30 protein-coding genes are annotated in these 20945 nt (G+C 35.5%); 5 read left to right on the forward strand and 25 right to left on the reverse strand.

All coding sequences use genetic code 11. From position 1 onward, the window contains the following. Positions 1-70: 70 nt before the first annotated feature. From DDY94_RS15210 to DDY94_RS15225, 4 genes are read left to right on the forward strand one after another with little or no spacing between them, the layout of a single operon-like run. Complete coding sequence (locus DDY94_RS15210) at positions 71-679, forward strand: LUD domain-containing protein (protein WP_111685464.1); 609 nt, start codon at positions 71-73, stop codon at positions 677-679. Beyond that, positions 679-1500 carry a phosphatidate cytidylyltransferase gene (locus DDY94_RS15215; protein WP_111685465.1) on the forward strand — a complete coding sequence of 274 codons (822 nt, stop codon included), beginning with the start codon at positions 679-681 and terminating at the stop codon, positions 1498-1500. Before DDY94_RS15210 ends, DDY94_RS15215 begins: the two co-directional genes overlap by 1 nt. Beyond that, a complete protein-coding gene (locus DDY94_RS15220) occupies positions 1490-2143 on the forward strand; it encodes a phosphatidylserine decarboxylase family protein (RefSeq protein WP_111685466.1) in 654 nt (217 codons plus the stop codon). Before DDY94_RS15215 ends, DDY94_RS15220 begins: the two co-directional genes overlap by 11 nt. Beyond that, positions 2140-2406 carry an acyl-CoA-binding protein gene (locus DDY94_RS15225; RefSeq protein WP_111685467.1) on the forward strand — a complete coding sequence of 89 codons (267 nt, stop codon included), beginning with the start codon at positions 2140-2142 and terminating at the stop codon, positions 2404-2406. The genes DDY94_RS15220 and DDY94_RS15225 overlap by 4 nt, the downstream gene beginning before the upstream one ends. A gap of 2 nt (positions 2407-2408) precedes the next feature. Here DDY94_RS15225 and DDY94_RS15230 read toward each other — a convergent pair whose 3' ends face one another. Next, entirely contained in the window at positions 2409-3320 is a 912-nt protein-coding gene (locus DDY94_RS15230) for a dimethylarginine dimethylaminohydrolase family protein (RefSeq protein ID WP_111685468.1), read from the reverse strand. Positions 3321-3380: 60 nt separating this feature from the next. Then, positions 3381-4667, reverse strand: a complete 1287-nt coding sequence (locus tag DDY94_RS15235) for a citrate synthase (RefSeq protein WP_111685469.1) — start codon at positions 4665-4667, stop codon at positions 3381-3383. A gap of 215 nt (positions 4668-4882) precedes the next feature. Between DDY94_RS15235 and DDY94_RS15240 the strand changes: the two genes are divergently transcribed. Further along, a complete protein-coding gene (locus DDY94_RS15240) occupies positions 4883-5635 on the forward strand; it encodes a DUF481 domain-containing protein (RefSeq protein WP_111685470.1) in 753 nt (250 codons plus the stop codon). On the opposite strand, the gene DDY94_RS15245 is transcribed toward DDY94_RS15240, so the two are convergent. From DDY94_RS15245 to rpmC, 23 genes are all read right to left on the reverse strand, one after another. Next, positions 5632-8259 (reverse strand): leucine-rich repeat domain-containing protein, encoded by a 2628-nt coding sequence (locus tag DDY94_RS15245; RefSeq protein ID WP_198658968.1) that lies wholly within the window; start codon positions 8257-8259, stop codon positions 5632-5634. The genes DDY94_RS15240 and DDY94_RS15245 overlap by 4 nt on opposite strands. Before the next feature lie 96 nt (positions 8260-8355). Further along, positions 8356-9648, reverse strand: a complete 1293-nt coding sequence (gene eno, locus DDY94_RS15250; protein ID WP_111685472.1) for a phosphopyruvate hydratase — start codon at positions 9646-9648, stop codon at positions 8356-8358. Between the two features lie 223 nt (positions 9649-9871). Beyond that, entirely contained in the window at positions 9872-10975 is a 1104-nt protein-coding gene (carA, locus tag DDY94_RS15255) for a glutamine-hydrolyzing carbamoyl-phosphate synthase small subunit (protein WP_111685473.1), read from the reverse strand. Positions 10976-11123: 148 nt separating this feature from the next. Continuing rightward, complete coding sequence (gene rplQ, locus DDY94_RS15260) at positions 11124-11603, reverse strand: 50S ribosomal protein L17 (RefSeq protein ID WP_111685474.1); 480 nt, start codon at positions 11601-11603, stop codon at positions 11124-11126. A 79-nt stretch (positions 11604-11682) separates the two neighbouring features. After that, positions 11683-12675: a DNA-directed RNA polymerase subunit alpha gene (locus DDY94_RS15265; RefSeq protein ID WP_111685475.1), complete on the reverse strand. Its 993-nt coding sequence runs from the start codon at positions 12673-12675 to the stop codon at positions 11683-11685. 94 nt (positions 12676-12769) lie between these two features. Beyond that, the gene (gene rpsD / locus DDY94_RS15270; protein ID WP_111685476.1) at positions 12770-13375 is read right to left on the reverse strand and encodes a 30S ribosomal protein S4; all 606 of its coding nucleotides are present in this window, start codon (positions 13373-13375) and stop codon (positions 12770-12772) included. 174 nt (positions 13376-13549) lie between these two features. After that, positions 13550-13933 carry a 30S ribosomal protein S11 gene (gene rpsK, locus DDY94_RS15275; protein WP_111685477.1) on the reverse strand — a complete coding sequence of 128 codons (384 nt, stop codon included), beginning with the start codon at positions 13931-13933 and terminating at the stop codon, positions 13550-13552. Between the two features lie 103 nt (positions 13934-14036). Beyond that, the gene (rpsM, locus tag DDY94_RS15280; RefSeq protein ID WP_076620355.1) at positions 14037-14411 is read right to left on the reverse strand and encodes a 30S ribosomal protein S13; all 375 of its coding nucleotides are present in this window, start codon (positions 14409-14411) and stop codon (positions 14037-14039) included. 131 nt (positions 14412-14542) lie between these two features. Beyond that, positions 14543-14659 (reverse strand): type B 50S ribosomal protein L36, encoded by a 117-nt coding sequence (gene ykgO, locus DDY94_RS15285; RefSeq protein ID WP_008269159.1) that lies wholly within the window; start codon positions 14657-14659, stop codon positions 14543-14545. A 4-nt stretch (positions 14660-14663) separates the two neighbouring features. Further along, on the reverse strand, positions 14664-14879 hold the full coding sequence (gene infA, locus DDY94_RS15290) for a translation initiation factor IF-1 (RefSeq protein ID WP_007094967.1): 216 nt from the start codon (positions 14877-14879) through the stop codon (positions 14664-14666). A gap of 82 nt (positions 14880-14961) precedes the next feature. Next, positions 14962-16326 (reverse strand): preprotein translocase subunit SecY, encoded by a 1365-nt coding sequence (secY, locus tag DDY94_RS15295; protein ID WP_111685478.1) that lies wholly within the window; start codon positions 16324-16326, stop codon positions 14962-14964. Positions 16327-16336: 10 nt separating this feature from the next. Continuing rightward, complete coding sequence (gene rplO, locus DDY94_RS15300) at positions 16337-16789, reverse strand: 50S ribosomal protein L15 (protein ID WP_111685479.1); 453 nt, start codon at positions 16787-16789, stop codon at positions 16337-16339. A 16-nt stretch (positions 16790-16805) separates the two neighbouring features. Further along, positions 16806-16985 (reverse strand): 50S ribosomal protein L30, encoded by a 180-nt coding sequence (rpmD, locus tag DDY94_RS15305; protein WP_111685480.1) that lies wholly within the window; start codon positions 16983-16985, stop codon positions 16806-16808. A gap of 11 nt (positions 16986-16996) precedes the next feature. Continuing rightward, positions 16997-17521, reverse strand: coding sequence for a 30S ribosomal protein S5 (gene rpsE, locus DDY94_RS15310; RefSeq protein WP_111685481.1), 525 nt, complete (start codon positions 17519-17521; stop codon positions 16997-16999). A gap of 6 nt (positions 17522-17527) precedes the next feature. Next, positions 17528-17884: a 50S ribosomal protein L18 gene (gene rplR, locus DDY94_RS15315; protein WP_111685482.1), complete on the reverse strand. Its 357-nt coding sequence runs from the start codon at positions 17882-17884 to the stop codon at positions 17528-17530. Positions 17885-17894: 10 nt separating this feature from the next. Further along, entirely contained in the window at positions 17895-18437 is a 543-nt protein-coding gene (rplF, locus tag DDY94_RS15320) for a 50S ribosomal protein L6 (protein WP_111685483.1), read from the reverse strand. A 12-nt stretch (positions 18438-18449) separates the two neighbouring features. Next, positions 18450-18848, reverse strand: coding sequence for a 30S ribosomal protein S8 (gene rpsH, locus DDY94_RS15325; protein WP_076620347.1), 399 nt, complete (start codon positions 18846-18848; stop codon positions 18450-18452). Between the two features lie 104 nt (positions 18849-18952). Further along, on the reverse strand, positions 18953-19222 hold the full coding sequence (gene rpsN, locus DDY94_RS15330; RefSeq protein ID WP_111685484.1) for a 30S ribosomal protein S14: 270 nt from the start codon (positions 19220-19222) through the stop codon (positions 18953-18955). Positions 19223-19224: 2 nt separating this feature from the next. After that, positions 19225-19776, reverse strand: a complete 552-nt coding sequence (gene rplE / locus DDY94_RS15335; protein ID WP_111685485.1) for a 50S ribosomal protein L5 — start codon at positions 19774-19776, stop codon at positions 19225-19227. A 2-nt stretch (positions 19777-19778) separates the two neighbouring features. Next, positions 19779-20090, reverse strand: a complete 312-nt coding sequence (gene rplX / locus DDY94_RS15340) for a 50S ribosomal protein L24 (protein WP_111685486.1) — start codon at positions 20088-20090, stop codon at positions 19779-19781. Between the two features lie 12 nt (positions 20091-20102). Beyond that, entirely contained in the window at positions 20103-20471 is a 369-nt protein-coding gene (gene rplN, locus DDY94_RS15345) for a 50S ribosomal protein L14 (protein WP_111685487.1), read from the reverse strand. Positions 20472-20473: 2 nt separating this feature from the next. Further along, entirely contained in the window at positions 20474-20731 is a 258-nt protein-coding gene (gene rpsQ / locus DDY94_RS15350; protein WP_111685488.1) for a 30S ribosomal protein S17, read from the reverse strand. Between the two features lie 17 nt (positions 20732-20748). Beyond that, complete coding sequence (gene rpmC / locus DDY94_RS15355) at positions 20749-20940, reverse strand: 50S ribosomal protein L29 (RefSeq protein WP_111685489.1); 192 nt, start codon at positions 20938-20940, stop codon at positions 20749-20751. Positions 20941-20945: the final 5 nt, after the last annotated feature.

Here is a 20945-nt window from a genome sequence, read left to right on the forward strand (position 1 = left end):
ACTGAATGTTAATTTAAGTTTTTTTATATTTGGATATCCCCTCATAAAAAAGATTATTAGCAGTCATTAAATGAGCTTATTTCGTAAACTCTTCGGAAAAAAGTCTGATCAGTCTGAAGAACAAATACCAAATCAAGAACGAGGCAAATATATGCCCGAAATAAAGTTGCCTGCTGATGAACGCTTCACAATTAACTTCAAGGCCAATGGCGGTAAATTTTTATACTGCGAAAATATGGATGAAGTTAAAGATAGTTTCAATTCTATTTTAGATGAAAACCAATGGCATAACGATAAAGTTTTTCTCATTGATGAACGACTTTCAGCGCTGTTTAAAGATTTCAACTTAAATAGCACCACAAAGATTTCTGAAAGCTCTTATTTCTTGTCGACCTGTGAGTATTTAATTTCAGATGATGGATCACTTCTTATTTCTTCAAATCAAATTGCTGAGAAAAAATTAAAAGAACTCCCAGAACATTTCATCATTTATGCTACTACAAGCCAGTTCGTTGAGAATATTGGTGAGGGTCTTAAAGGTATTAAGGCCAAGAGTAAATCAAAAATACCTACTAACATCACAACGATCAAACATTTTAAAACTGCCGACGACAAAGATTTTCTTACTTACGGAAGCAGTGCCAAAAATCTGTACCTACTTCTTCTAGAGGACTTGTAATGAAAGAATTATCTATCAGAGCCATTTCGGGTGCAATTTATGTTCTACTGCTAATAGGTTCGCTTTACATGCAAAATGCCCTAACAGCTCTATTAGTGGTTTTTGGTATTTTAAGTTTGGTTGAATTTAGCAAACTGATTCATCTAAGGTCATATGCACAATACATCATATTCGCCATATTTTTCGGTGTTTTTTGGTATTTATGTCTTTGGAATAAAGACCTCATGGGCAGTGATGAGGCTATTCAAATATTGTTGGTCATTACCATATTTGTGAATTTAATACTGATCAAAGATCTGTTTACGACTAAGAAAATTCCGATTTTCGATTCAAAAAGTTTTATAGTCACCACGTTTTATCTAACGAGTGGTTTCATTTTCATGCTATTAATCGCTAACTATCAAAATGTATTTACGCCGTTATTATTGCTAGGTGTTTTTATATTGATTTGGGTTAATGACAGTGCGGCCTACCTCGTTGGTAAAAACTTTGGAAAGCAGAAATTATTTCCGAGCATTTCTCCTAAAAAAACAGTTGAAGGGTTTTTGGGAGGCTTATTCTTCGCCTGTATTTCGAGTTATTTTATTTCACTTTATACAGAAACATTAGGTTTTACAAGTTGGCTAATATTAGCTATTATTGTCAGTGTTCTGGGAACATTAGGAGACTTAATAGAGTCGAAATTTAAACGTCAAGCAGGCGTAAAAGATAGCGGTGTTATAATGCCTGGTCATGGCGGCTTATTAGACCGCCTAGATAGTATTATCTTTGTTGCACCATTTGTGTATTTGTTTTTAAGAATTTTAAGTTATGTTTCATAAGGAAGGCCATAAAATCATATTTATCACATTAGTAATTGTAGTTGGTTCATTTTTTCTGATCGATGAGTTCATCACAAATGAATGGCTTAGAAAAGGATTGATGATTACCGTTCTCATTTTCTTTATTCTGATTCTTCAATTTTTCAGGAATCCGAAGCGGTATACACATGCCAATGATAAACATGCACTTTCTCCAGTTGATGGTAAAGTTGTGGTTATTGAGGAGGTTATGGAAAATGAAGTTTTCAAGGATAAAAGGATTCAGGTTTCTGTTTTTATGTCGCCTCTAAATGTGCATGTTACGCGTTATCCTATTGGAGGTAGAATTAGTTTTAGTAAATATCATCCTGGTAAATATTTGGTAGCATGGCATCCGAAAGCAAGCGAAGAAAACGAACGCACTACAGTGGTTGTTGAAAATGAAGGGTTTGGTAAAGTACTATACAGACAGATTGCTGGTGCATTAGCCAAACGAATTGTGAATTATGCCAAAGAAGATGCAAGAGCCGTTCAGGGTGCAGATTCTGGATTTATAAAATTTGGGTCTAGAGTAGATTTATTTTTACCTTTAGATGCCGAGATTAAAGTAGAGCTTAACCAAAAAGTGAAAGGCGGCGAAAGTATCATTGCTGAAATGAAATGACACCTGATAAACTAGATATAGAATTTAATGAGGCGGTAGAACGAATAAATGCCCATACCGATCCTTTTCCTGCTGATTTCTTATTGCGTCTTTATGCTTACTATAAAAAAGCAACTAATGATTATGGACGACCAAGCAGTCGTAAACCTATTATTAATGCCTTTAAGACGAACGCGCTCTTTCAGGTTCAGGATATAAGTGAAGATGAAGCTAAGCAGGAATATATCAAACTTGTCAACAACTATTTTTTGTATCGCAAATAGAATTAATCTCTAATTAAAGGCATTGTAGAACAACGCAAAAGGCCTTCCTGTTTTGCGATTTCGGCATAAGGAACTTCTTCAACCGTAAATCCTTGCGCTCTTAACCATGTATTCAATCTAGTAAAGTTTTTTTCAGAAATAATTACCTCTTCAGAAATTGAAAATATATTGCTATTCATGGCATACATTTCTTCTTTTGTGATTTCGAAGACGTTTTCCTTTCCGAAGTAATCTACCAACCATTGGTATTCACTTTCAACTAAAAATCCATTCTTATGGATGATGGCCTTGTTTTTACCAATAGGTTGAAAACAACAATCTAAATGCAACGCATTATTGTACGGGTCTGTGTTTGATTTTCTGAGCTCGAATGCCTTTACTTTTTTGTGAGGAAATAAATCCTGAATAGCTTCAACGGCTTCTTTATTTGTACGTGCCGTAATGAAGTCTGGATAATCTTCTCCTGTGTAAGTTCCGATGAAAATATAATCATTCCATGGCATTACATCACCGCCTTCAACATGGCATTCATCTGGAAGGATGATACGGTTTGATTTTTCAACGTTTGTCCAAACATATTCGGTTGCTTCTACTTCATGTTTACGATCTGGGAGAATATTTGCGATAATGATCTTGTCTTCAATAACGAATGAAATATCTCTAGCAAAAATCTGATTGTAATCTTTTATGATTTCTGGTCGGTATACCTTAACATCGTATTTCTCTAACACCTTTGCAACGGCTTCCATTTCGGCAATCATATCGGCTTCTAATGGATAAGTACCGGCTAAAACATGTTGTCGACTTTTAGGATCGTAGCAGTCTTCAGCTTTAGGCGTTGGGCCGTTACTTTCAGCTGTACCCAAAATTACGGCTCTTAGGCGTGAGGTTTCATTTTGTATGTTTAATTTCATCTGCTCAGAAACAAAAAAGCTTCATAGAAATATGAAGCTTTTCATTGTATTATTATTCTATTAGCGTTCACCGATAGATTTAAATGCTCTTTGGGTTTCACCAACATAAAGTTGTCTAGGTCTTCCAATAGGCTCCTTACGTAAACGCATTTCGCGCCATTGTGCAATCCAACCTGGCAAACGACCAAGTGCAAACATTACAGTAAACATTTCAACAGGAATACCCATAGCTCTGTAGATAATTCCTGAGTAGAAATCTACGTTTGGATATAATTTTCTATCTACAAAATATTGATCTTCTAAGGCTTCTTTTTCAAGACCTTTAGCGATATCTAAAATCGGATCTTCAACACCTAAATCTCCTAGTACTTCATCTGCTGCAACTTTGATAATTTTTGCTCTTGGATCAAAGTTTTTATATACGCGATGACCAAAGCCCATAAGTCTGAATGGATCTTCTTTATCCTTAGCTTTTGCCATGTACTTCTTAGTATCTCCACCATCTTCTTTAATGGCTTCTAGCATTTCTAGTACCGCCTGATTTGCACCTCCGTGTAAAGGTCCCCATAAAGCTGAAATTCCTGATGCCAAAGACACAAATAAACCGGCATGAGACGAACCTGCTATTCTTACAGTTGATGTAGAACAGTTTTGCTCGTGATCGGCGTGAAGTATTAAAAGTTTATCTAATGCATTTACTAAAATTGGGTTCTGAATATACTCGCTATTAGGCTTTTTAAACATCATCTTAAGTACATTCTCCACATAGCCTAAATTATCATCGCCATACTCTAATGGTAATCCGTGTTTTTTACGCATCGTCCATGCTACTAGAATAGGAAACTTTGCCAAAATTCTTACAATAGCATTATACATTGCCTCTTCTGAATTAACATCAACAGACGACGGATAAAATGCTGTTAAAGCACTGGTAAGTGATGATAACACGCCCATAGGATGAGCCGCTTTCGGGAAGGCATCTAAGATTTTCTTTACATCGTCATCGACAACAGATTTTTCTTTGATGTCTGCCTCAAACTTATCGAGTTGAACCTGGGTAGGTAATTCACCGAAAATAAGTAGATATGCTACTTCTAAAAAGTCTGCTTTTTCAGCTAATTCTTCAATAGAGTAACCGCGATATCTTAGAATTCCCTTTTCGCCATCTAAGAAGGTAATGGCACTTTCGCAACTTCCGGTATTTTTATAACCTGGATCTATGGTAATTACACCACCTGTTGCACTTCTCAAGGTTTTTACATCAATCGCAACTTCATTTTCAGTACCAACTTTAACTGGTAATTCGTAAGAGTTGCCATTAATTTCTAAGATTGCTTTATCTGACATATTTTATAATGTGTTTTAGTGAATTTTAAGGAGTGTAAATTTACGAAATATCTAAGGATTTATTAAATATTATTATAATGCTTTTAACAATTTAGATATTCATAAAATAAATAATTCTGAAGGCGTAATTTTTGTCATATTTTCAAATTATTATGGCTATTTAAAAATTGAATAAAATGACATAATTGTTAATTTTATATCACTAATATTTTATAATGAATTTCTTAAGAATTCTTATTTTTTTAATCAGTTGTTCTTGCTTTTCACAAGTAGTTAATGTAGAATCCCTGCGCAAACCTAGTGACTCGTCAAAATGGACGGGATCTGTAAGTTTAGATGTATCCCTTATTAAAAACACCAATGACATTTTTAGAATTGCTAACAAGGCCCATGTGCAATATGACAATGACCTTAATTTTTGGTTGTTCGTTAATGACCTCAACCTCCAGAAAATTGAAGGTAACTCTCTTGTAAATCGTGGTACGCAACATCTAAGATATAACCGAAGAATTTCTGAACGCCTAAAGTGGGAAGTCTTTGCCCAAGGGCAATATGATGCTATTTCCGAAATTGGTTTCAGAGGTCTTTTTGGTACTGGACCTCGGTTTAAGATCTCAAAAAACGAAAATTATAGATTTTACTTAGGCGCTTTAATTATGTATGAATATGAAAGAGCAGCAGATAATATTCCAGATCGTATTCAAAAGGATTTAAGAGGTAGTATTTATTTGTCTTTCAGTCTTTATCCTACTGAAACGATTACCATTATCAGCACAAGCTATTATCAACCAAAAATTGAAGCGTTTTCAGATTATAGGTTTTCGAGTAACACCTCATTGCTCTTCAAAATATTTGAAGATCTTGCGTTTAAAGCCAACTTTAATTTCTTTCATGATGCGTTTCCGATTACCAGTGCCGTGCCCAAAACACAGTTTGAATTAACTAACGGACTATTGTATACCTTCTAATTCTTTATTATTCTTTGGGTGGTAGTTCTCCCGTCAGAATTGATCTCGAGAAAATAAACACCATTTAGATATTTAGATACATCGAGTGAAACCTCTGAAGATTCAGTTTGAGACTCAACAATTACTCGACCTTGAATGTCATAAATTTTCATGCGATCCATTGGCGACTGACTCTTAATCGTTACCAGATTTTTTGCAGGATTCGGATAAACTCTAATCGCATTGCGAGTAAACTCATCTACAGATAACACCTGAAATAAAGTTTCGGCAACATTGGTTACGATAGGAAAGTTAAAATCGAAGAATATCTCAGCGCTATTACTTACACTATCGCCAACAACTAACGAATTATTAGTTCTAATTTTGAAAAGTACATTGCCCAATTCATTGGGTCCAAGATTTATATTATCGAAGAAAAACTCTACAGTATTGTCTTCAATTCTCGTTACCATGTTATGTGAAGCATTCAAGACCTGAAGCGTACTGAGATCGTAGAAATTTTCGTCAATAACATCCTTTATAACCACAAACGTGGCTGCTGCAGTTCCGGTGTTTTCAAATCTGATATTGTAATGCAGGTATTCGCCAATCCTGTCGGGTAAAAGAAAATCTCCTTCAAGACAAGTTATATCGTTTGGATCGAAAGAACCTATTACTATTTGTGTATAATCAAAGGCATTATCATCTGGAGTTTCATCCCCTGATACCGGACTAATACTCGCCGTAAAATCTAATTCGTCATCTATATTTACTGCTGGTGTTTCCATAGGTGAATTCACATTAAGAGTGACATCAATAGTTCGACTCTCAAACGGATTCAGGTCGGTATAATTCCACGATAAGTTTCCTGAGGATTGTGCATCTGGTACAATTGAGGTTGACACTAAATCTAAAACACTATCGTCATAGGTGAAGTCGATATTCCCAGATAATGTTTGGTTTCCTTTATTCCTATATACTATCTGGTATTTAGCATCAAATCCTGGTTGTGCTGCTACCAAAGGTGAAATAATTATTTCAAGGTCGTTGTGTACTCCATTGGCAGTAATACAGAAATCTTGATTTACTGTATTGTTTAAATCCGAAAATGGAAATTGAACGCTAGCAGGTGAAACATTAAACCATGGAAGGTTTTCTATGTTAGGGGTTAATGTATAATCACCTGTTTCAGTATAAAAATTATAAGCCCCAGAATTATCGGAAAATACAGTTCGGACCTCAGTTCCATCACTTAAACTCATATTCAATCCTGAATAATTAGGGTCACCAGCATCACAACCATCATTGGTATTGTCTAAAGTTAATGACCCTGATATAGAATTAAAATCACCTCCTGGCTCAAAAGAACAATAACTATTAATTACAATACTACCTGCTCCTTGCACTCCTCCAAACCATGATATTTCATCTTCGTCCGCACAGATATATTGCAGATTGGGGTTTTGATGGAAGCCTGGAAGTTGTTCAGTATTACCATTTTTTGCATTTATATAAACCAACGATGGGTTGTCTTGCATCCAAAATATGTAAAGATTACTGTTATGAGATAGATCGAGAGTAACCAATTGGTTTGAAAAACCGTACAAATCTCGCAGTACAGTATTCTGACTTAAATCTATTTCCGCAATCTGGTTTCGTCCAAAACCAAGATAATCCAACAATGGGTTTTGAGTAACATCTAGGCTAGTAAGCTGATTATCTGATATTCGTAACCTGGTAAGATTAGGATTTTGACTAAGATCTATCTGGGTTAATTGATTTTCAAAACATTCTAAAACCTCTATTAATGGATTTTGAGTAACATCGAGATTAGTTAATTGATTTTGATATAATTCTAATTGTGTAATCTCAGGACATTGGGAGATATCTAAATTAACTATATCATTTTCAATTATTTTAATGGCCTGTAAATTTGTGTTTTGTGTGAGGTCTATTTCTGAAATCAAATTATCTTGAAGTGTTAATGACTCCAAATTTATATTTTGTGTAAGATCAAGACTATTAAGAGGAGAATACGAACATCCAAAAAACCTAAGATTTATATTAGAAGAGACATCGACAGTACTTATTGGCGCATGTGAAATCGAAATTCTTTCTAAATTAATGTTGGCGCTGACATCTATATCTGTAATATTAATATTTGATCCTAAATAGAATTCTACAAGGTTGATATTTTGACTGAGATCTAGCGTAGATAACTGATTATTTCCTATTAGAAGATATTCTAAATCTGTTAAAACTGTTAGATCGATAGCTTGAATCATATTACTACCAAAACTCAACCTTTTAAGATTGGTATTAGAACTTATATCTAATGCTGTAAGATCATTGAAATCACAAGCTAAAACTTCCAGATTTGTGAATGCTTCAATACCAGTTAGATCGGCGATATTGGAAAAAGATATATTCAAACCAATAATATTCTGTGCCTCACTATATTGAATTTCTCCGTCATAATTCAAATCAATAATATCACTTTCGTAATAAGTGCTTTCAGCAATATCATTGTTGTAATCTGCCTCCAATAATTTAGCTTTAAAATTAGGATCAGGAATATTAACAATCTGAGCCATGAGGTTACCAAAAGAGAAAAGTAAAAGTATAACTAGTAGTTGGTGTTTCATAGCGGATGAGATATAGTTGATGGTTCTTAACTTGAAGTTATAAAAAAAAGCCCACATAACATAGTTATGCGGGCTTCATTTCATATTTGTCTGTGTCTATTTCACCTTGAATGCATTCTCTTGAGGAAAATAAGCTACCTCGCCTAATTCTTCTTCAATACGTAATAATTGATTGTATTTTGCCATACGATCACTACGCGAAGCCGAACCTGTTTTTATTTGTCCGGTGTTTAATGCAACCGCTAAATCTGCAATGGTGTTGTCTTCCGTTTCACCAGATCTGTGTGACATTACTGAAGTGTAGCCAGCATTGTGCGCCATATTAACCGCAGAAATGGTTTCAGATAAGGTTCCTATTTGATTTACTTTAATCAGAATAGAATTGGCTATCCCATTATCAATACCACGTGATAAACGTTCAACATTGGTTACGAATAGATCATCTCCTACTAACTGAACACTATCACCGATCTTATCGGTTAAAACTTTCCAGCCGTCCCAGTCGTTTTCATCCATACCATCTTCAATAGAAATAATCGGATATTTTGCAGCTAATTCTGCAAGATACTCCGCTTGCTCAGCAGAGGTTCTCACCACACCAGAATCTCCTTCAAACTTAGTGTAATCGTATTTACCATCAACGTAAAATTCAGCTGCTGCACAGTCTAAGGCAATCTTTACATCATCTCCAAAAGTATAGCCAGCCTTTTCAACAGCTAATTTAATAGAGTCTAATGCATCTTCTGTTCCACCTGCAAGATTTGGTGCAAATCCACCTTCATCACCAACAGCAGTGCTTAAACCTCTATCGTGTAATACCTTTTTAAGATTGTGGAAAATCTCAGTTCCCATTTGCATCGCATGGGTGAAGTCTTTTGCCTTAACTGGCATAATCATAAACTCCTGAAATGCGATAGGTGCATCACTATGAGATCCACCGTTGATAATATTCATCATAGGCACAGGTAAGGTATTGGCAGAAACACCACCTACATATCTATATAATGGCATTCCCAACTCGTTAGCTGCTGCCTTAGCCACAGCTAATGATACGCCTAAAATGGCGTTTGCACCTAATTTTGATTTGTTCTTTGTACCGTCTAACTCAATCATTAATTGATCGATGGCATTTTGTTCAAAAACAGAAACACCTAATAATTCTTGAGCAATAATTGCATTTACATTCTCTACAGCTTTAGAAACGCCTTTCCCCATATATGTGTCACCACCATCTCTTAATTCTACAGCTTCGTGTTCACCAGTAGAAGCACCTGAAGGTACTGCTGCTCTACCCATAATTCCTGTTTCAGTAACTACATCTACTTCTACAGTAGGATTACCTCTAGAATCTAAAATTTGTCTTGCGTGTACATTAACGATTATGCTCATTTTTAAATTGGTTTTTAGTTATTGATAAAATACAAGGGATACTGAATTCGCACTTCGACTATGCTCAGTGTGACAATTCAGCATGACTTGCTTTAGCAAGTCAAAATTACAAAAATATGCACCGCAAAACAGAACAAAAATCATAATTGCGATTAATATTTACGATAATGTTTTCGAAACGAAAAAAACGCAACAAAATTTAAATTTCGTTGCGTTTTTTCTATTAAGCGTTTTTGATATTCTCTATAAATTGATCAAACAGATATACCGAATCGTTTGGTCCGGGACTTGCCTCAGGGTGGTATTGTACTGAGAAGCAATTCTTGTCCTTGATCTTAATTCCGGCAACGGTATCGTCATTTAGATGAAGATGCGTGATCTCTACATTTGCATTAGCTTCAGTTTCTTCTCTATTAATAGCGAAACCATGATTTTGCGAGGTAATCTCACCTTTACCAGTTATTAAGTTTTTTACCGGATGATTGATCCCTCTATGACCATTGTGCATCTTGTAGGTTGAAATACCATTTGCCAAGGCAATTACCTGATGTCCTAGACAAATGCCAAACAATGGTTTATTTCTAGAGATAATCTCCTTAGCAACTTCCTGTGCTTCAACTAACGGTTCTGGGTCGCCAGGTCCGTTAGATATAAAGTAACCATCAGGGTTAAAGGCTTCTAAATCTTCAAACTTAGAATTGTGAGGAAAAACTTTTATGTAGGCATCTCTGCTTGCCAGGTTTTCGAGTATGTTCTTTTTAATGCCGATATCTAAAGCAGAAATTTTATAGGTCGCATTTTCATTGCCATAGAAGTAAGGTTCTTTGGTAGACACCTTAGACGCCAACTCTAAGCCTTCCATATTTGGTTGCTCAGCCAACTGTTTTTTCAGACCTTCGATGTTATCAACTTCTGTAGATATTACGGCATTCATTGCGCCATGATCTCTGATATAACTTACGAGTGCTCGTGTATCTACATCTGAAATGGCTAAAGTATTGTGCTTTTCAAAATAATCTTCCAAAGAGGCATCTCCTGAAGGTCGTGAATATTCGAAACTGAAATTTTTACAAATCAATCCAGCAATTTTCACTGAGTCTGATTGGTTTTCGTCATCCTTGGTACCGTAGTTACCAATATGGGCATTTGTAGTTACCATCAACTGACCGTAATATGAAGGATCGGTAAAAATTTCCTGATAACCAGTTGTACCTGTGTTAAAACATACTTCTCCGAATGCTGTACCATCTTTTCCTATAGATTTGCCATAGAAAATTGTACCGTCCGCCAATAAGATAAGCGCTTTCTTTCTTTGTTTGTATTTCATGTGCAATATTTATGAGATTTCTGCCTTTCACCTCTGCTAAAGCTTCAGCGAACGAGGATACAGAAATTGAGTTTTACAAAAATCCAAAAAAAAAGGATAAACTTAAAAAGTCTATCCTCTATATTTATTAATCGTTATTAACACTCGATTATTCTTCTTCGTTAGTAGCTTTAGTTTCTACTGGTGGAACAGCCGGAGCCGCTTTTTTACCACCTCCACGTCTACTTCTACGCGTCGTTTTCTTAGCAGGTTTACCAGCATTGTATAGCTCGTTGTAATCTACTAATTCGATCATTGCCATATCTGCATTATCACCTAATCGGTTTCCTAACTTGATAATTCTTGTGTATCCACCTGGACGGTCACCAACTTTTGCAGCAACATCTCTAAACAATTCTGCAACAGCTTCTTTTTGTCTTAATCTAGACATTACAATTCTTCTGTTGTGTGTAGTGTCTTCCTTAGATTTTGTGATCAAAGGCTCTACAAATTGTTTTAAAGCTTTTGCTTTAGCTGTTGTTGTGTTAATACGCTTGTGCTCAATTAATGAACACGCCATATTAGCTAACATTGCTTTTCTGTGAGCTGACTTTCTTCCTAAGTGGTTGAATTTTTTTCCGTGTCTCATGACTTTTGTTTTAAACTTCTATCTTGCTTCCAAATCCTGATGATTGTTGTCAGGAGAGCAAATTATAGAAGAGTTAGAATTAATCTTTATCTAATTTATATTTGCTTAAATCCATTCCGAAGTTAAGACCCTTAACGTTCACTAATTCTTCTAGCTCAGTTAAAGACTTCTTACCAAAGTTTCTGAATTTCATTAAATCGTTTTTGTTGAATGATACTAAGTCTCCTAAAGTATCTACTTCTGCTGCTTTCAAACAGTTAAGTGCACGTACAGAAAGATCCATATCAACTAATTTAGTTTTCAATAATTGTCTCATGTGAAGTGATTCTTCATCATAAGTTTCTGTTTGTGCAATTTCATCAGCTTCAAGAGTGATACGCTCGTCAGAGAATAACATGAAGTGGTGAATTAATATTTTAGCAGCTTCTGTTAATGCATCCTTTGGATGAATTGATCCATCAGTCTGAATTTCGAAAACTAATTTTTCATAATCCGTCTTTTGCTCAACACGGAAGTTTTCGATACTGTACTTTACGTTCTTAATTGGTGTGTAAATTGAATCTGTAAAGATGGTTCCGATTGGTGCAGATGCTTTTTTGTTTTCTTCTGCAGGAACGTAACCTCTACCTTTTTCAATAGTCAACTCCATATTGATGTTTACTTTAGGATCTAAGTTACAGATTACTAAGTCTGTGTTTAATACTTGGAATCCTGAGATAAACTTTTGGAAATCACCGGCAGTGATTTGATCTTGTCCTGAAATAGAAATTGTAACAGTTTCGTTATCAACCTCATCGATCTGACGCTTAAAGTTAACTTGCTTTAGGTTTAAGATCATTTCAGTAACATCTTCAACTACACCAGAAATTGTTGAGAATTCGTGGTCTACACCTTCAATTCTCACTGATGTAATCGCAAAACCTTCTAAAGATGATAATAATACTCTACGTAAAGCATTACCAACAGTTAAACCATAACCTGGTTCTAATGGTCTGAATTCGAATTTCCCTTCAAAATCAGTTGAAGAGATCATGATTACTTTGTCAGGCTTTTGAAAATTTAATATTGCCATTTGTTCTTCGTTTTAATTGCTATTTAGTTGCGCGGTTTATTAGTTTGAAGAAGACCAATGAACCCTTTGGCTAAATCCCAATGTGATTAATTTATTATTTAGAATAAAGTTCAACGATAAATTGCTCGTTGATTTGCTCTGGAATTTGAATTCTTGCAGGAACAGATACATATGTACCTTCCATTTTGTCATTATTCCAGGTGATCCACTCATAAACATTACTTGAATTGCTTAATGAGTTTTGAATAGCCTCTAAAGACTTAGATTTTTCTCTTACTCCAACAACATCACCAGCTTTTAATTGGTAAGAAGGAATGTTTACCTTTTCACCGTTTACTGTAATGTGTCTGTGAGATACTAATTGTCTTGCTCCACTTCTTGATGGTGCAATACCCATTCTGTAAACCACATTGTCTAAACGCGACTCACACAATTGTAATAATACTTCACCTGTAATTCCTTGAGCTGCAGTTGCTCTTTTAAACATGTTTCTGAATTGACGCTCTAAAATACCGTAAGTGTATTTTGCTTTTTGCTTTTCCATTAACTGGATTGCGTATTCAGATTTTTTTCCACGTCTTCTGTTGTTACCGTGTTGACCTGGAGGGTAATTTCTTTTTTCGAAGGCTTTATCATCTCCGAAGATAGCTTGTCCGAATTTACGAGCTATTTTAGTTTTAGGACCAGTATATCTTGCCATTTTAATTAAATTTTGAGAGCGATTTTAAAATTAAGGTCTTAAGCTTATCCTTCTAAAATCGTAAGTCTCTCGGTGATACTTGATTATTTTAAAATTTTTCAGTTTGCAAATTTACAACAAAAAAGTTAATCTCCATCATGTATTTGATGGAGATTAACTCTCTGTAAATGTAAATTATACGCGACGTCTTTTTGGTGGACGACAACCATTGTGTGGCATTGGAGTAACATCGATGATCTCTGATACTTCGATACCAGCATTATGAATAGATCTGATAGCAGATTCTCTACCGTTACCAGGACCTTTTACATATACTTTTACTTTCTTTAAACCAGCTTCTTTTGCAACTCCTGCTGCATCTTCAGCTGCTAATTGTGCTGCGTAAGGTGTGTTCTTTTTAGAACCTCTAAATCCCATTTTACCAGCAGATGACCAAGAAATTACGTCACCTTTTTTATTCGTTAAAGAGATGATGATGTTGTTAAATGAAGCTGTGATGTGTGCTTCACCAGTTGCATCAACAATTACTTTGCGTTTTTTAGTACTTGACTTTGCCATATTTTTTAGTTTCTAGTGTTAGCTTTTAGTTGTTAGAATCCTAAACATTTCTATTTCGAGCAGATTCATCTAACTACTAATTACTAATGACTACTGTCTGTTATTATTTAGTTACTTTTTTCTTGTTAGCAACTGTTTTTCTTCTACCTTTTCTTGTACGAGAGTTGTTCTTTGTACGTTGTCCTCTTAATGGAAGACCAGCTCTGTGACGAATTCCTCTGTAACATCCGATATCCATTAAACGCTTAATGTTTAATTGGGTCTCAGAACGTAACTCACCTTCGATCTTGTAAGATCCAACGGCTTCACGGATTGCTCCGATTTCATCGTCAGTCCAATCTTGTACTTTAGTGCTTTCGTCAACTTTCGCAGTCTCTAAAATTTCTTTAGCTCTACTTCTACCTATTCCATAGATATAAGTTAAGGACACTACTCCTCTTTTTTGTTTTGGTATGTCTACACCTGCAATTCTTGCCATATAATTTAGTTTTTAGCTGCGCCTCCGCTAAAGCTTTAGCGGCACGCGGTGTTAGTTTTTAGTTGTTAGAATCCTAAACATTTCTATTTCGAGCAGATTCATCTAACTACTAATTACTAATGACTTTTCTTTTATCCTTGTCTTTGTTTGAATCTAGGATTCTTTTTGTTAATTACGTAAAGTCTTCCTTTACGACGTACCAATTTACAATCGGCACTTCTCTTTTTAACTGATGCTCTTACTTTCATCTTACTAGTATCTATAAGTTATACGAGCCTTAGTTAAATCGTAAGGGCTCATTTCTAATTTTACTTTATCACCTGGTAAAAGTTTGATATAATGCATACGCATTTTACCAGATATGTGTGCAGTCACGATGTGACCATTTTCTAATTCTACACGAAACATTGCATTCGATAATGCTTCTATTATCGTTCCGTCTTGTTCTATTGCTGCTTGCTTTGCCATAAATTATTTTTAGTGTTCAATCCTCATTTAGCAAATACCTTGCCTAAAATTTTGCATTGAATCTTCTAAATTGGTTTTATAGTTATGAGGTTACAGATTTTCTGTTTTTCCCCGTTTTCATCAAGCCATCATAATGCTTATTCAATAAATAAGAATTAATCTGCTGCATCGTATCTATTGCTACACCCACCATAATTAATAATGAGGTACCTCCAAAGAATAATGCCCATCCTTGCTGCACACCAACTAATTGGTAAACGAATGCAGGGAAAACTGCTACTAAGGCCAAGAATATAGATCCTGGTAAAGTAATCTGTGACATTATCTTATCTAAATATTCTGCTGTTTCTGTACCTGGTCTTATTCCTGGAATAAATCCACCGCTACGTTTTAAATCGTCTGCCATTTTATTCGTTGGTACAGTAATCGCTGTATAGAAATACGTAAATATGATGATCAATAGACCGAATACTAAGTTGTACCAGAATCCGAAAATATCCTGGAAGTTAGCTTGCATCCATTGTCCAACACTACTTTCCGGACCGAAAAGTTTACCGATGTATGCAGGAGCAAACATAATTGCCTGAGCAAAAATGATTGGCATTACTCCTGAGGCATTCAATTTTAATGGTAAAAACTGACGTGACCCAAATACATTCTTCTCATATCCACCAGAAGCTGTTCTTCGTGCATATTGAACTGCGATCTTACGTACGGCCATCACTAAGAAGACAGAAGCTAAAATGATTAAGAACCAAATGACCATCTCAATTAAGATCATCATAAATCCACCATTTCCACCTTCTAATCTTGAAGCTGCGTTACGTAAGAATGACTGTGGCATCGTAGCAATAATACCTACCATAATTAATAGAGAGATACCATTACCAATACCTTTATCTGTAATTTTTTCACCTAGCCACATTGCAAATACACAACCTGTTACTAGAATGATCACAGATGAAAAGTAGAACACACCTTCAGAGAAACCTGGAATCAATAATTGACTAATTGAATTCAGACCTGATAAAGATGGAATTGTACCAAGGTAAGCCGGTGCTTGCACCAAACAAATACCGATAGTTAACCATCTTGTAATCTGAGTTATCTTCTTCTGACCACTCGCTCCTTCTTTTTGAAGCTTTTGTAAATAAGGAATCGCAATACCCATTAACTGAACTACAATCGAAGCAGAGATGTATGGCATAATACCTAAAGCAAAAACTGAGGCATTTGAAAAACCTCCTCCTGTAAATGCATTTAACAACCATAATAAACCACCTTCTGCAGCAGAACTTTGTAATTCGGCTAACTTTGGAAAATCTACACCTGGTAATACCACTTGTGCACCAAATCGGTATACTAAAAGTAAACCTAAGGTTAGAACAATTCTATCCTTAAGTTCAGTGATTTTCCAGACGTTTTTTAATGTTTCTATTATCTTCATCCTTATGTTCTTATAAAGTTACGGCCTCACCACCAGCAGCTTCAATAGCAGCTTTTGCTGTAGCAGTAAATTTATGCGCAGTTACTGTTAATTTTGCATTTAATTCACCTCTACCTAAGATTTTTACTAGGTCGTTCTTCCCAGCTTTTCCTAATGATACTAGTGTGTCAAAATCTACAGCACCTTTTATTTTCTTTTCGTCTACTAACTGTTGTAGTGTATCTAGGTTTATCCCTTGATACTCCACACGGTTAATATTCTTAAATCCGAATTTTGGAACACGTCTCTGTAATGGCATCTGACCACCTTCGAATCCTAATTTCTTAGAATAACCAGATCTCGATTTTGCACCTTTGTGACCTCTTGTAGCGGTTCCACCTTTACCAGATCCTTGACCACGTCCAACGCGTTTCCCTTGATTTTTTACTGAACCTTCAGCAGGTTTTAAATTACTTAAATCCATTTTTAAGTTTATATTTTTAAGCTTCTTCAACAGAAACTAAATGTTCAACTTTCTTAACCATACCAAGGATACTTGGTGTGGCATCGTGCTCTACAACTTGACCAATTCTTTTTAAACCTAAAGCTTCTAATGTTAGCTTTTGTCTTTTGGTACGATTGATTGCACTCTTTACTTTAGTTACTTTAATCTTTGCCATCTTGTCCTAGATTATCCTTTAAATACTTTTTCAAGTGAAATTCCACGTTCTCTTGCAATGGCTTTCGCATCTCTCAATTGTAATAAAGCATCGAATGTTGCCTTTACTACGTTATGAGGATTAGAAGAACCTTGAGACTTTGATAATACATCATGTACCCCAACTGCTTCAAGTACTGTTCTTACTGCACCACCTGCAATAACTCCTGTACCAGGTGCTGCTGGAATAATGTTTACTCTCGCACCGCCGTACTTTCCTTTTTGCTCGTGTGGTAAGGTACCTTTTACGATAGGGATTCTTACTAAGTTCTTCTTAGCATCTTCTACTGCTTTAGCAATCGCTGTAGCAACGTCTTTAGATTTACCTAAACCGTGACCAACAACACCTGCTTCATCACCAACAACTACAATAGCAGAAAATCCGAATGCTCTACCACCTTTGGTTACTTTAGTTACACGCTGTACTCCAACTAGGCGATCTTTTAATTCTAACCCACCTGGCTTTACTAATTCTGCGTTTTTATATTTCTGATACATAATGTCTTAAAATTTAAGTCCTGCTTCTCTAGCACCTTCTGCTAATGATTTTACTCTTCCGTGATATAAATAACCACCTCTATCGAATGAAATGGTTTCAACACCAGCTTTAATAGCTTTTTCTGCAACTGCTTTTCCGACTAAAGCCGCAACTTCAGTTTTATTTCCTTTAGATGAAGCAATGTCCTTATCTCTTGAAGATGCAGCAGCTATAGTTTCACCAGTTACATCATTCACGACCTGTGCATAAATTTCTTTATTACTTCTAAAAACAGTTAATCTTGGTCTTGTTTCAGTACCAGATACTACTTTACGTATTCTGTTTTTAATTCTTAATCTTCTTTCGTTCTTTGTCAATGCCATAACTTACTTATTAAGCTGATTTACCTGCTTTTCTTCTAATTTCTTCACCAACAAACTTGATTCCTTTTCCTTTGTAAGGTTCTGGCTTACGGAAGCTACGGATTTTAGCGGCTACTTGGCCAACTAATTGTTTGTCGTGCGATGTTAATTTAACGATTGGGTTCTTACCTTTTTCTGATACAGTCTCAACTTTTACTTCTGGAGCAATGTCCATAACGATGTTGTGAGAGAAACCAATGGCTAAGTCTAACTTTTGTCCTTGATTAGATGCTCTGTAACCTACACCGACTAATTCTAGTTCTTTTGTAAATCCTTGAGAAACACCTTCTATCATGTTAGCAATTAACGCTCTGTAAAGACCGTGCTTTGCTCTGTGATCTTTTTTCTCAGAAGGACGAGACAAAGTAATTGTACCGTCTTCTAATGCTATATCGATATCTGAATATTCTTGAGATAATTCGCCTAACTTACCTTTTACAGTAATGACGTTATCTTTCATCTCTACAGTTACACCTTCAGGAACTGTTATTGGGCTTTTACCTATTCTTGACATAATTTCCTGTTTTTAGTAAACGTAACATAATACTTCACCACCAACATTTTCTCTTTGCGCTTGCTTACCTGTCATTACGCCATGAGAGGTTGATACAATTGCAATTCCAAGACCATTTAATATTCTTGGCATTTCGTTAGCGCCAGCATACTTACGTAAACCTGGTTTACTGATTCTTTGAATTTTTTTGATAACAGACTCTTTAGTCTCCTTGTTGTACTTCAAAGCAATCTTTATAGTACCTTGAACTGTAGAGTCGTCGAATTTGTAACTTAAAATATAGCCCTGATCGAACAATATTTTAGTTATCTCCTTTTTTAAGTTAGATGCAGGGATCTCCACTACTCTGTGGTTTGCTTTTACTGCATTTCTAACTCGCGTTAAATAATCCGCTATTGGATCTGTGTACATAGTTTTTAATTTTGGGAGCTGGTTTTCGAACGTTTCGAACCTAAATCCCGATTATACAATAGTTATATTGATAATTGTACAGAAGCTTATTCGCTTCCTTAAGTCTACCAACTTGCTTTTTTCACTCCAGGAATTAACCCTTTATTAGCCATTTCTCTAAACATTACACGAGAGATACCAAATTGTCTCATATATCCTTTTGGTCTTCCTGTAAGTTTACAACGGTTGTGCATACGTATTGGTGATGCATTTTTTGGTAACTTTTGTAATGCTTCGTAATCTCCAGCTTCTTTTAAAGCTTTTCTTTTCGCAGCATATTTAGCAACCGTTTTAGCACGCTTCACCTCACGAGCTTTCATTGATTCTTTAGCCATACTTAATTCTTTTTAAATGGTAATCCTAGTTCCGTTAATAAAGACTTCGCTTCTTTATCTGTTTCAGCAGAAGTCACGAATGTAATATCCATACCAGAAATCTTATTGATCTTATCGATATCGATCTCTGGAAAAATGATCTGTTCTGTTACCCCTAAGTTGTAGTTTCCACGTCCGTCAAAACCATTGGCTTTGATCCCGTTGAAATCTCTAACTCGTGGTAAAGCTGTAGTTACTAAACGATCTAAGAACTCATACATTTGTTCTCCACGTAAAGTTACTTTAGCACCAATTGGCATTCCTTTACGTAACTTAAATGATGCTACGTCTTTCTTAGAAATAGTTGCAACGGCCTTCTGTCCAGAAATTTTAGTCAATTCGTCCACAGCGTGGTCAATTAACTTCTTATCTGCAACAGCTGCACCAACACCTCTAGATATTACTATCTTTTCAAGCTTTGGTACTTGCATTACATTCTTATATCCAAATTCTTCTGTAAGAGCAGGAACTACTTTTTCCTTGTACTCTTGTTTTAATCTTGCAACGTAAGCCATAATTAAATTACTTCATTAGATTTTTTAGAAAATCTCACTTTGTTGTCGCCATCCATTCTGTATCCTACTCTCGTAGTTTCACCTTTACTTGTTAATAAAGAAAGGTTAGAAATGTGGATTGATGCTTCTTTCTCTACAATGCCACCTTGAGGGTTTTGTGCACTTGGCTTAGTGTGTTTCTTCACCATGTTTACACCTTCAACGATAGCTTTGTTCTTATCTCTTAATACCTTAAGTACTTTACCTTCAGATCCTTTATGATCTCCGGCAATGACTTGTACTGTATCTCCTGATTTTATTTTAAGCTTTGTCATCTTATTTATCAATTACAGCACTTCAGGTGCTAATGATACAATTTTCATGAATTGTTTATCACGAAGTTCTCTCGCTACAGGACCAAATACACGTGTTCCTCTCATTTCACCTTGCGGGTTTAAAAGTACACATGCGTTGTCGTCAAATCTGATGTATGATCCATCAGGACGTCTAACTTCTTTGGCTGTACGTACAACAACTGCAGTTGAAACAGCTCCTTTTTTGATGTTTCCGTTAGGTGTAGCGTCTTTTACAGAAACTACAATTTTATCACCTACAGAAGCATATCTCTTCTTTGTTCCACCTAGTACACGGATAGTTAATACTTCCTTTGCACCAGTGTTATCAGCTACTTTTAATCTTGATTCTTGTTGTACCATAATTACTTCGCTCTTTCAATTATTTCTACTAATCTCCAACACTTAGATTTACTTAAAGGTCTTGTTTCCATGATCTTTACAGTATCACCTTCGTTGCAGTCGTTTTTCTCATCGTGCGCAACATACTTTTTTGTCTTTAACACGAACTTTCCGTACATAGGGTGTTTTACTTTCTTTACCTCTGAAACAACAATAGATTTCTCCATTTTGTTACTGGTAACTACTCCTATACGTTCTTTTCTTAAATTTCTTTTTTCCATCTTTCAGCAGAATACAATTATTGTTCGTCTCTTTTAGTTAATTCAGTCGCCAATCTTGCTACGGCACGTCTTACTGTGCGTAATTGAATTGGGTTTTCTAAAGGAGAAACTGCGTGAGCCATTTTAAGGTCAGCATAACTCTTTTTTGTCTCACTAAGTTTTTCTTGTAACTCAGCTGTAGAAAGCTGTTTAATTTCTGATTGCTTCATAATTC

Origin of the sequence: Winogradskyella tangerina (assembly GCF_003260205.1) — a bacterium.
Classification (GTDB): domain Bacteria; phylum Bacteroidota; class Bacteroidia; order Flavobacteriales; family Flavobacteriaceae; genus Winogradskyella; species Winogradskyella tangerina.